The sequence below is a fragment of the Streptomyces sp. NPDC003943 genome (assembly GCF_053605265.1).
Window position 1 is genome coordinate 35,188 of sequence record NZ_JBSGIW010000070.1, and the last position, 9,998, is coordinate 45,185.

At 72.3% G+C, this 9,998-nt stretch carries 10 protein-coding genes; 9 read left to right on the plus strand and 1 reads right to left on the minus strand.

Going from position 1 to position 9,998, the window contains the following annotated elements:
* Positions 1 to 67 precede the first annotated feature (67 nt).
* From ACWEV0_RS25680 to ACWEV0_RS25700, 5 genes are all read left to right on the plus strand, one after another.
* Positions 68 to 2,185, plus strand: coding sequence for a beta-galactosidase (locus ACWEV0_RS25680; protein WP_453151819.1), 2,118 nt, complete (start codon positions 68 to 70; stop codon positions 2,183 to 2,185).
* A gap of 186 nt (positions 2,186 to 2,371) precedes the next feature.
* Positions 2,372 to 3,577 carry an MFS transporter gene (locus ACWEV0_RS25685; RefSeq protein ID WP_453151820.1) on the plus strand — a complete coding sequence of 402 codons (1,206 nt, stop codon included), beginning with the start codon at positions 2,372 to 2,374 and terminating at the stop codon, positions 3,575 to 3,577.
* Positions 3,578 to 3,609: 32 nt separating this feature from the next.
* A complete protein-coding gene (locus ACWEV0_RS25690; RefSeq protein ID WP_453151821.1) occupies positions 3,610 to 4,035 on the plus strand; it encodes a GlcG/HbpS family heme-binding protein in 426 nt (141 codons plus the stop codon).
* The gene (locus ACWEV0_RS25695) at positions 4,032 to 4,406 is read left to right on the plus strand and encodes a nuclear transport factor 2 family protein (protein ID WP_453151822.1); all 375 of its coding nucleotides are present in this window, start codon (positions 4,032 to 4,034) and stop codon (positions 4,404 to 4,406) included. Before ACWEV0_RS25690 ends, ACWEV0_RS25695 begins: the two co-directional genes overlap by 4 nt.
* Before the next feature lie 17 nt (positions 4,407 to 4,423).
* Positions 4,424 to 5,269: an aldo/keto reductase gene (locus ACWEV0_RS25700; protein ID WP_453151823.1), complete on the plus strand. Its 846-nt coding sequence runs from the start codon at positions 4,424 to 4,426 to the stop codon at positions 5,267 to 5,269.
* Positions 5,270 to 5,311: 42 nt separating this feature from the next.
* Here the strand turns inward: ACWEV0_RS25700 and ACWEV0_RS25705 are convergent, their stop codons facing one another.
* Positions 5,312 to 6,412 carry a hypothetical protein gene (locus tag ACWEV0_RS25705; protein ID WP_453151824.1) on the minus strand — a complete coding sequence of 367 codons (1,101 nt, stop codon included), beginning with the start codon at positions 6,410 to 6,412 and terminating at the stop codon, positions 5,312 to 5,314.
* A gap of 208 nt (positions 6,413 to 6,620) precedes the next feature.
* Here ACWEV0_RS25705 and ACWEV0_RS25710 point away from each other — a divergent pair, with 208 nt between their 5' ends.
* The 4 genes from ACWEV0_RS25710 (at position 6,621) to ACWEV0_RS25725 (ending at position 9,934) form a co-directional block, all read left to right on the plus strand.
* Positions 6,621 to 7,811 (plus strand): cytochrome P450, encoded by a 1,191-nt coding sequence (locus ACWEV0_RS25710; protein ID WP_453151825.1) that lies wholly within the window; start codon positions 6,621 to 6,623, stop codon positions 7,809 to 7,811.
* Between the two features lie 102 nt (positions 7,812 to 7,913).
* Complete coding sequence (locus ACWEV0_RS25715) at positions 7,914 to 8,105, plus strand: ferredoxin (protein WP_453151826.1); 192 nt, start codon at positions 7,914 to 7,916, stop codon at positions 8,103 to 8,105.
* A 303-nt stretch (positions 8,106 to 8,408) separates the two neighbouring features.
* Positions 8,409 to 9,503: a nitric oxide synthase oxygenase gene (locus ACWEV0_RS25720; protein ID WP_453151828.1), complete on the plus strand. Its 1,095-nt coding sequence runs from the start codon at positions 8,409 to 8,411 to the stop codon at positions 9,501 to 9,503.
* A gap of 68 nt (positions 9,504 to 9,571) precedes the next feature.
* Positions 9,572 to 9,934 carry a hypothetical protein gene (locus tag ACWEV0_RS25725; protein ID WP_453151829.1) on the plus strand — a complete coding sequence of 121 codons (363 nt, stop codon included), beginning with the start codon at positions 9,572 to 9,574 and terminating at the stop codon, positions 9,932 to 9,934.
* Positions 9,935 to 9,998 lie beyond the last annotated feature (64 nt).

The following is a 9,998-nucleotide window of genomic DNA, read 5'->3' on the forward strand; positions in this document are numbered from 1 at the left end:
CCGCCGTCCTCCCCGCCCCGGCCGCCGCTCCCCAGGCGGCCGGGGCCTCACCCTGCCGAGGTTCCGCATGTTCCCGCTGCCCCCGCGCGTGCTGTTCGGCGCCGCCTACTACCACGAGTACCAGCCGTACGAGCGGCTCGAGGAAGACCTCGACCTGATGGCCGAGGCGAGGTTCACCGTCATCCGGGTCGGCGAGTCGGTCTGGTCCACCTGGGAGCCCGAGAACGGCCGGTTCGAGCTGGGCTGGCTGGCCCCGGTGCTCGACGGCGCCCACCAGCGCGGCATCGCGGTCGTCCTCGGCACCCCCACCTACGCCGTGCCACCGTGGCTGGCCCGGCAGTACCCGGAGATCGCCGGCGACCGGGCGACGGGTGATCGGATGGGCTGGGGCGCCCGCCAGGAAGCCGACTTCTCCCACCCCGCCTTCCGCTACCACGCCGAACGCGTCACCCGGGCGATCCTCGACCGGTACGCCTCGCACCCGGCCGTCGTCGGCTTCCAGGTCGACAACGAGCCCGGCCTGCGCCTGCCGCACAACCACGGCGTCTTCCAGCGGTTCGTCGATCACCTGCGGCACACCTACGGCGACGTGGAGACCCTCAACCGGGAGTGGGGCCTGGTCTACTGGTCGCACCGGCTCTCCACCTGGGCCGACCTGTGGCAGCCCGACAACAACCAGCAGCCGCAGTACGACGTCGCCTGGCGGGCGTTCCAGGCACGCCAGACCACCGAGTTCGTCGTCTGGCAGGCCGGCATCGCGCGCGAGTACGCCCGCCCCGGCCAGTTCGTCACCACGTGCCTCTCCTACCACCACCCCGCGCTCGACGACGACGAGCTGACCGACGGCCTGGACGTCACCGCGGGCAACCCGTACTACGACATGCAGGACGCCCTCGCTCTGCCCGACCCCACGCCCGAGGACCACGAGCAGCAGTGGAAGACCAGCGGCGTCTGGGCGCTGTACCAGAGCGCCGACCGGATCTTCTCCTCCCGCCAGGAGCCGTTCCTGGTCACCGAGACCAACGCCCAGGCCATCAGCGGCACGTCGGAGAACCGGCCCGCCTTCGACGGCCAGTGGCGGCAGGCCGCCTGGGCCCTCGTCTCGCGCGGTGCGCGGATGATCGAGTACTGGCACTGGCACACCCTGCACTTCGGCGCCGAGACGTACTGGGGCGGCGTTCTGCCGCACAGCGGCAGGCCCGGCCGGGTGTACGCCGAACTCTCCCGCCTGGGCGTCGAGTTCGAGAAGGCGGGCGATGTGGTCGCCGGAATCGAGCCGGATGCCGACATCGCGATGGTCTTCTCGATGCCCAGCAAATGGCTGATGCAGAAGTACCCGCCGCTGGCGAAGCCGGACGGCACCCACGACGCGGCCTCCTACCACCGCGTCTTCGACCCGTTCTACCGCGGCGCCTTCGAGGCCGGCCGCCAGGTCCGGATCCTGCACGCCCGCCAACTGCACGACGCCCGCGGCGAGCGGGCGACGCCGGCACCCGACCTGGCGGCACGGCGCCACCCCGTGCTTGTGGTCCCCGGGCTCTACCTCGCCGAGGATTCGCTGCTGGACTGGCTCGTGGCCTACGCCGAGGCCGGCGGCCACCTCGTGCTCGGTCCCCGCACCGGCTACGCCGACCACGAGGCCCGGGCGCGCCACGAGACCGCTCCGCCGCGGCTCGCCGCCGCCGCGGGTGCGTGGTACGACGAGTTCAGCAACCTGGCCTCGGACCTCCCGCTGCGCATCGTCCCGGACAGTCCGCTGGAGCTTCCGGCGGGCGCGACCGCGACCCGGTGGGTCGAGGGCCTGACGGTCACCGACGCGACGGTGCTGGCCGGCTACGACCATCCGCACTTCGGCCGCTGGGCCGCCGTCACCACCCACGCCCGCGGCGCGGGCCGGGTGACCTGCGTCGGCACGGTGCCCGGACGCGACCTGGCCCGGGCGCTCGCCGCCTGGCTGGCCCCCGCTCCCGCGAGCGGCTGGCGCGATCTGCCCGCGTCCGTCACCGCCACCACCGGTACGGCACCCGACGGGCGCCGCGTCCATGTGGTCCACAACTGGAGCTGGCAGCCGGCCCGAGCCCTGGCTCCGGTGGACCTGGCCGACGTACTGGGCGGCCCCCCGGTGCCCGCCGGCGGGCCGGTCTCCCTCGGCGCCTGGGACGTGCGGGTCTTCGTCACGCGCTGAGATCAGGTGATCAAGGGCCTCGTGCTGCGGGTCCGGTGCTTCGGCACCGGGCCCGTTCCGCGTTTTCCCCTGCAGCCACCGGCTTCCAGAGCGCACCCACTACCTGCGGTTGCATATATGCCGCGCGTGCAACTATTGTGAGGTCACGCAAAGCGCTCACTCAAGCAATTACGGAAGGGTGGAGCCATGCCGCTCGCACTCCTCGCCCTCGCAGTCGGGGCCTTCGGTATCGGCACGACCGAGTTCGTGATCATGGGACTGCTGCCCGAGATCGCCGCCGACTACGGCGTCACCATCCCGACCGCGGGCCTGCTGGTCACCGGCTACGCGCTCGGTGTCGTCCTCGGCGCGCCGCTGCTCACCGTGCTCGGCAACAAGGTGAGCCGGAAGCGGATGCTCATGCTGCTGATGGGACTGTTCGTGATCGGCAACGTGGTCTCCGCGCTCGCCCCGACCTTCGGGATCATGCTGACCGGCCGCGTGATCGCCTCGCTCGCGCACGGGTCGTTCTTCGGCATCGGGTCCGTCGTCGCCGCCGGGCTGGTCGCGCCGGAGAAGAAGGCCGGCGCCATCGCCACCATGTTCACCGGGCTGACCGTCGCCAACATCGTGGGCGTGCCGCTGGGCACGTTCATCGGGCAGGCCGTGGGCTGGCGCACGACCTTCGCCATCGTCGCCGTGCTCGGCGTGGCCGGACTGCTCGGGATCGCGAAGCTCGTCCCCGCCATGCCACGGAGCGAGGGCGCGCGGCTGCGCGGCGAGCTGAAGTCCTTCCGTAACCCGCAGGTGCTGCTCGCGATGGCGATGACGGTGCTCGGCTTCGGTGGTGTGTTCGCCGCGATCACGTACATCGCCCCGATGATGACCCACGTGGCCGGCTACTCCGACGGCTCCGTGACCTGGCTGCTCGTGCTGTTCGGCATCGGCATGTTCCTGGGCAACCTGCTCGGCGGCCGGTACGCCGACCGCGCCCTGATGCCCATGCTGTACGCGACTCTCGGCGGCCTCGCGGTGGTGCTCGCGCTGTTCAGCCTCACCGCGCACGACAAGATCCTCGCCGCGATCACCATCCTGCTCGTCGGAGCGCTCGGCTTCGCCACGGTGCCGCCGCTGCAGAAGCGCGTCCTCGACCAGGCACACGGCGCGCCGACCCTGGCCTCGGCCGTCAACATCGGCGCCTTCAACCTCGGCAACGCGCTGTCCGCCTGGCTCGGTGGCCTCGTGATCGCCGCCGGCTTCGGCTACACCTCCCCGAACTGGGTGGGCGCCCTCCTCGCCGCCGCCGCGCTGGTCCTCGCCTTCTGGTCCGCCGCCCTGGAGCGCCGCTCCTCCACCCGTGCTGCCGTGCGTGAGCCCGAGGCCGCCGCGGCGCCCCTCCCCGTACACCACTGACCCCCGCTTCGCACCGCCTCCCAGGAGAAGTCATGAGCACCACCACCGCCGTCGCCCCGCTCACCACCGCGGACGCCGAGACACTGATCACCGCCGCCCGTCGCGCCGCCCAGGCGGCCGGGGTCACGGTCAGCGTCACCGTCCTCGACGCCGGCGGCCACCTGCTCGCCTTCCGGCGCGACGACCAGGCCGTCCTGATCTCCGGCGAGACCAGCACCCGCAAGGCGTACACCGCCCTCCAGCTGAATGCCGCGACCGCCGACCTGGTCGACCTGGTCAAGCCCGACGGCCCGTTCCACTCCCTGCCCACCGCGCTCGACCGGCCGCTGCTCTTCATCGCGGGCGGTCTCCCCGTCCACCGCGACGGGCGCATCGTCGGCGCGATCGGCGTGGGCGGCGGCGCACCGGAGCAGGACCACGGCTTCGCCGCCACCGCCCTCCGGGAGCTGTCCCGATGACCGAGACCAGCGCCCCCATCCGCACCCCGCAGGAGGTCTTCGCCGACCACGGCAACCGCCTCGGCACCGGCGACCTCGACCTGATCGGCGAGAACTACACCGAGGACGCGGTCCTCGTCACTCCCGAGGGCGTCCTGACCGGACGCGAGGGCGTGAAGGAGGGCATCGGCCGGCTCCTCGCCGACCTCCCGGGCGCCGACTGGCGGCTCACCCCGCAGTTCGCCGGGAACATCCTGTTCCTGCAGTGGTCCGCCGCCACCGCCACTCACCAGGTCACCGACGGCGTCGACACCTTCGTCTTCCGTGACGGTCTCATCAGCGCCCAGACCGTCCGCTACACCCTCTCCCCGCGCTCGCCGCGCGCCAAGTGAAGGAACACCCGCACACCATGGCATCCTCCGCCGCCCCCACCCCTGCCGTCCCCACCGTCACGCTCGGCAACGGCGTCGAGATCCCGCAGCTCGGCTTCGGCGTCTTCCAGGTCCCCGACGACGCGACCACCGCCGCCGTCACCGCCGCCCTGGAGACCGGCTACCGCAGCATCGACACCGCCGCGATCTACGGCAACGAGGCCGGCGTCGGCCGCGCCCTCGCCGCCTCCGGACTGCCCCGCGAGGAGCTGTTCGTCACCACCAAGCTGTGGAACGCCGACCAGGGGTACGACGCCACGCTCCGCGCCTTCGACGCGAGCCTCGCCGAGCTGGGCCTCGACTACGTCGACCTGTACCTGATCCACTGGCCGGCCCCGGCCCGCGACCTGTACCGCGACTCGTGGCGGGCCCTGGAGCGCCTCGCCGAGGAGGGCCGCGTCCGCGCCGCCGGCGTCTCCAACTTCCAGCCCGGCCACCTGCTGCGGCTGCTCGACGGCGCCACGCTGACCCCGGCCGTCAACCAGATCGAGCTGCACCCCGGCCTGCAGCAGGCCGAGCTGCGGGCGTTCCACGCCGACCACGAGATCGCCACCGAGGCGTGGAGCCCGCTCGCCCAGGGCGCCGTCCTCGACGACCCGGCCGTCACGGCCGTCGCCGACCGGTACGGCAAGTCCGCCGCCCAGGTCGTCATCCGCTGGCACCTGCAGCTCGGCAACATCGTCATCCCCAAGTCGGTCACCCCGGCCCGGATCCGCGAGAACTTCGAGGTCTTCGACTTCGCGCTGACGGACGAGGAGATGCGGGCCATGGCCGCGCTCGACCGCGGGCTGCGCACCGGCCCGCACCCGGACGAGCTCAACTGACCCTTTCGCCACCCCCGCCCGGAGCGACCGAGTTCGGTGCGGTCAGGTGACGAGGAGCGACACGACCGCGAGGAGCACCACCGCCGCCAGGGCGATCGCCGCGAACTGCCAGACCCTGCGCCGGGAGGGCAACCGGAGCACGTACGGCGTGGTCGTCGTCGGGATCACGAAGTAGTCGTGCGGGTCCTCGGCGAAGGTCACCCGGGCGACGGAGAGGTGGCGCACGGAGATCCGGCGGGTGATCTCGCCGGGGCGGGGGCGCAGCCGCGGGGCCAGCAGGCGGGCGACCTCGGCGGCGGTGCCGGCCGGCAGGGGCGCCTGCTCGCCGGAGGCCTTCACGGGCGTCCAGTCGCCGCGATCCCGGGCCTGCCGGCCGGCGCGGTACGGGAGTTCGTTGCCGGGTGTGATCCTTTCCGTGTCCGGCTTCCATTCGATGACGCCCTCGGTCCAGGTCACGATCCGGCCCGTACCGGCGCAGCGGTCGCACGGCCCCGTACCGTCGCCGGAGCACTTGGGGCAGGTGCGCGTCCCCTTCCCGCCGCATCGTGAGCAGTGCTGCTTGCCGCGCCCGCCGCAGGTGGCACACGCGGAGTCCCGGGCGCCGCACTGCCGGCAGGTGACGCGATCCTCCTTGTCCCGGCCGGTTCCGTCGGATCCCCCGGGTCCGTCGGGTCCGTCGGTCCTGCCTGGGGTCTTACGGGTGCGGCGGCCGGTGCCGTCGCACCGCAGGCAGCTGTCGAGGCCGCGGCACGTCTCGCAGGTCACCCACGGCTCGCAGCGCAGATCGCCCGCTCCCTGACAGCGCCCGCACTGGACGATGCCGTTGCTGCAGGCGTCGCAGGACCGGTCCCGCACGGTCCCGCGCCGCACGAGCGTGTGGGTGACCCGGGTCGCCGGGTCGCGCGGGGCCGGGATCACGTGCTCGTCGATGTCGGACTCGTACACCGGCCGCTCGGACAGGTCGACGGGGCCCCGGTGCACTTGCGCCTTCTCACTGCGGCTCTCGATGCTGCGCACGATCTCCCCCTCCACCAGGAGGTGCCGGGTGATCTTCGCTTCCTCCGGGCGAAGCGCCCGCGACGATGCATCACGCTGCTTCAGGCTGCGCCGCACCGCCGCGAGAACGTCCTCGTCACTCAGCACGCTTTCCCAACCCCCTTGGTCCTCCGACGCCGTGTGCGACACGCGAGACGTACCCACAAGGGGCGCTTGCCATGACTCCGAATGGATGCGCTCGTTCCGGCGGTTTGGCTGAACTGCGTGTAGACCAAATAGATGCCTGAGGCATGTAGTGGAGATCGCACCACCGACCGAAGCGCCAGAACCGCCGACCGCCGTATGCGAGGTCCCCATGACCGAAGCCGTGGCCTTTCCCCAGGACCGCACCTGCCCCTACCACCCCCCGACCGCCTACGACCCGCTCCGCGAGGAACGCCCGCTGTCCCGGGTGACCCTGTGGGACGGACGCGAGGTGTGGATCGTCACCGGACACCAGGCCGCGCGGGCACTGCTCGCCGACCAGCGCCTGTCCACCGACTCCACCCGCACCGACTTCCCCCTGCCGACGGAACGCGCCACGGCCCTGCGCCGCCGCCGGCGCGCCGCGCTGCTCGGATGGGACGACCCCGAGCACAACACCCAGCGCCGCATGCTGATCCCGAGCTTCACGCTCCGCCGGGCGGAGGGGCTGCGGCCGCGCATCCAGGCGATCGTGGACCGACTGCTCGACGCCATGGAGGCGGCGGGGCCGACGGCCGAGCTGGTGAGCGCGTTCGCGCTGCCGGTGCCGTCCATCGTGATCTGCGAACTCCTCGGTGTGCCGTACGAGGACCACGAGTTCTTCGAAGAGCAGTCCCGGCGGCTGCTGCGCGGGCCGACGGCCGCCGACACCGAAGCGGCGCTGAAGCAACTCGAGGACTACCTGGGCGACCTGATCGACCGCAAGCGCGCCGAGCCGGGCGAGGGGGTCCTCGACGACCTGGTCGCCCGCCAGGTCCAGGACGGCGGGCCCGACCGGCAGGAGCTGGTGCAGCTGGCGACGATCCTGCTGGTCGCCGGGCACGAGACGACCGCGAACATGATCTCGCTCGGTACGTACACGCTGCTGCGCCACCCGTCCCGCCTCGCGGAACTGCGCGCGGACCCCGGGCTCGTACCGGCGGCGGTGGAGGAGCTGCTGCGGTTCCTGTCCATCGCCGACGGGCTGCTGCGGGTCGCGCGCGAGGACGTGGAGGTGGCGGGCGTCGTGATCCGGGCGGGCGAGGGCGTGGTGTTCTCGACGTCCGTGATCAACCGGGACGGTTCCGTGTACGCGGATCCGGACACCCTGGACTGGTCGCGGCCGGCGCGGCACCACGTGGCGTTCGGGTTCGGGATCCACCAGTGCCTGGGGCAGAACCTGGCGCGGATGGAGCTGGAGATCGCACTCGGGACGCTGCTGCGCAGGCTCCCGGGGCTGCGGCTCGCGGCGCCGGCCGAGGAGATCCCGTTCAAGCCGGGGGACACGATCCAGGGGATGCTCCGGCTCCCCGTGACGTGGTGATCCGGCACATCGTGACCGGCGCACCGCGACCCGGCACACCGCGACCCGGCACATCGTGATTCGGCCACGGTGATCCGACACAAACCGAGAGGAAACCTGCGGATGCGCATCTCCATCGACACCGGTGTCTGTATCGGGGCCGGCCAGTGCGCGCTGGTCTCGCCCGACGTCTTCACCCAGGACGACGACGGCTTCGGCACGGTCGTACCCGGTCGTGAGGACGGTTCGGGCGGGCCGCTCGTACGGGAGGCCGCGCGGGCCTGTCCCGTGCAGGCGATCACGGTCGCCGAGTAGGACGACCGGAGGCGGAAGCCCGGCACCATACCAGCCCGACCCGGCTCCCATGCGGTATTCGACTACTCTCCACACTTGCGCATGTTCGTACGGTAGTCATGGGGGCCGGGAGGAAACACCTTGGTCTTCAGTCTGAGTCGCCGCCGGAAGTCTGTCCCGGCGCCCGTGCACACCCCTGCCCCAGCCCCCGTCCCTGCCCCCGCTCCTCTTGCCGGCTCCGTCCCCGCGAGCAGCGGCTGCCCCTACGCGGCGGGCGCTGCGAGCGGGGCTCCCGCCGCCCCGGTCCGGAGCCCGCTGCCGTGGGTGGACCGGCTGCATGCGGTGGACTTCGTCCGCCGGTTCCATCAGGAGCAGCCGCACGCGGGGGGCGTGGCGGCGGCGGAACGGCGGATACGTGAGGTGCTGGCCGAGATCGACCGGACCGGCACCTACGAACACACCCCGGAGGAGCTCGCCTTCGGCGCCCGCGTCGCCTGGCGCAACGCGGCACGCTGCATCGGCAGGCTGTACTGGCGCAGCCTCGTCGTACGGGACCTGCGGCACGTCACGGACGCGGACGACATGGCGGCCGAGTGCTTCGAGCATCTGCGGCTCGCCGGGAACGCCGGCCGGATCCGGCCGGTCGTGTCGATCTTCGCGCCGGACCGGCCGGGGCGGCCCGCGCCGCGGATCGTCAACGACCAGCTGGTCCGCTACGCCGGTCACCGCACGCCCGACGGGCGCTGGATCGGCGACCCGCGCGGCGCGGAGATGACCGCGCGGGCACGGGAGTTGGGCTGGAAACGGGACGAAGAGCCGTTCCAGGTACTGCCGTTGATGGTGCAGGAGCGCCCCGGAGCGGACGCGCCCCGGCCCGAGTGGTACGAACTGCCGGACGACAGCGTGCTCGAGGTGCCGCTGTCCCATCCCGAGCACGCGTGGTTCGCGGCACTCGGCCTGCGCTGGTACGCGGTGCCGGCGATCAGCGACATGATCCTGGAGATCGGCGGCGTACGGTACCCGGCGGCGCCGTTCAACGGCTGGTACATGGGCACCGAGATAGGCGCCCGGAACCTCGCGGACACCGAACGCCTCGACCTGCTCCCGGTGGTGGCCGACCGCCTCGGCCTCGACCGCTCGTCGGAGCGCACGCTGTGGCGGGACCGGGCGCTGGTCGAGCTCAACGTGGCGGTGCTGCACTCCTTCCAGGAGGCGGGGGTGACGATGGCCGACCATCACACCGAGTCGGAGCGCTTCATCCGCCACATCGCCCAGGAGAGCCGCCAAGGCCGCCCGACCCCCGCCGACTGGAGCTGGATCGTCCCGCCGCTCTCCGCCTCGACGACCCCGGTCTTCCACCGCTACTACGACCCGGTCGACCCGGCGCTCCGGCCGGCGTTCCTCCCGCGCGGGTCGTAGGGCACGGACGTTCGCCTATCCTGCTCGCGAAGACCTACGGGGGAATCGACGGGAACGGGGGAAATCGTATGAACTGGATCTGGGTGGTGGCCATCCTGTTCTGGACGGGCGGGTTCGCATGGATCGCCGACAACGCCCGCACGGCGCTCAAGCACCGCCACGAGCGCAAGATGGAGCTTCTCGAGTCGGCGCGGCAGGAGCGGCTGGCGATCGAGTCGGCGAACCGGGGGCCCGAGCCGGTCTGCGGGTGCACGCACCACCTGGCGAAGCACGACAAGCAGGGCCGGTGCCACGAGCGCGTGGAGATTCCGGTCGCCTGGGACGAGAACAAGAAGCCGCTGCGCTACGAGGCCGGGCAGTGCAACTGCCAGCAGTACGTGGGGCCGCAGCCGCTGTCGCAGGTGTACGCGGAGGAGCTGACCGACCTGTAGATGCCGGCCCGACCGAGCAGCGGTGAGCCCCCGGGAGTCGACGTCCAGGGGCGGCTGCCGGGCG

Bases quoted from the DNA above. Each gene is read 5' to 3' on its own strand.
- ACWEV0_RS25725 (WP_453151829.1), top strand. From the start codon at position 9,572: ATGAACTGGATCTGGGTGGTGGCCATCCTGTTCTGGACGGGCGGGTTC.
- ACWEV0_RS25695 (WP_453151822.1), top strand. From the start codon at position 4,032: ATGACCGAGACCAGCGCCCCCATCCGCACCCCGCAGGAGGTCTTCGCC.
- ACWEV0_RS25700 (WP_453151823.1), top strand. From the start codon at position 4,424: ATGGCATCCTCCGCCGCCCCCACCCCTGCCGTCCCCACCGTCACGCTC.
- ACWEV0_RS25680 (WP_453151819.1), top strand. From the start codon at position 68: ATGTTCCCGCTGCCCCCGCGCGTGCTGTTCGGCGCCGCCTACTACCAC.
- ACWEV0_RS25710 (WP_453151825.1), top strand. From the start codon at position 6,621: ATGACCGAAGCCGTGGCCTTTCCCCAGGACCGCACCTGCCCCTACCAC.
- ACWEV0_RS25690 (WP_453151821.1), top strand. From the start codon at position 3,610: ATGAGCACCACCACCGCCGTCGCCCCGCTCACCACCGCGGACGCCGAG.
- ACWEV0_RS25685 (WP_453151820.1), top strand. From the start codon at position 2,372: ATGCCGCTCGCACTCCTCGCCCTCGCAGTCGGGGCCTTCGGTATCGGC.
- ACWEV0_RS25715 (WP_453151826.1), top strand. From the start codon at position 7,914: ATGCGCATCTCCATCGACACCGGTGTCTGTATCGGGGCCGGCCAGTGC.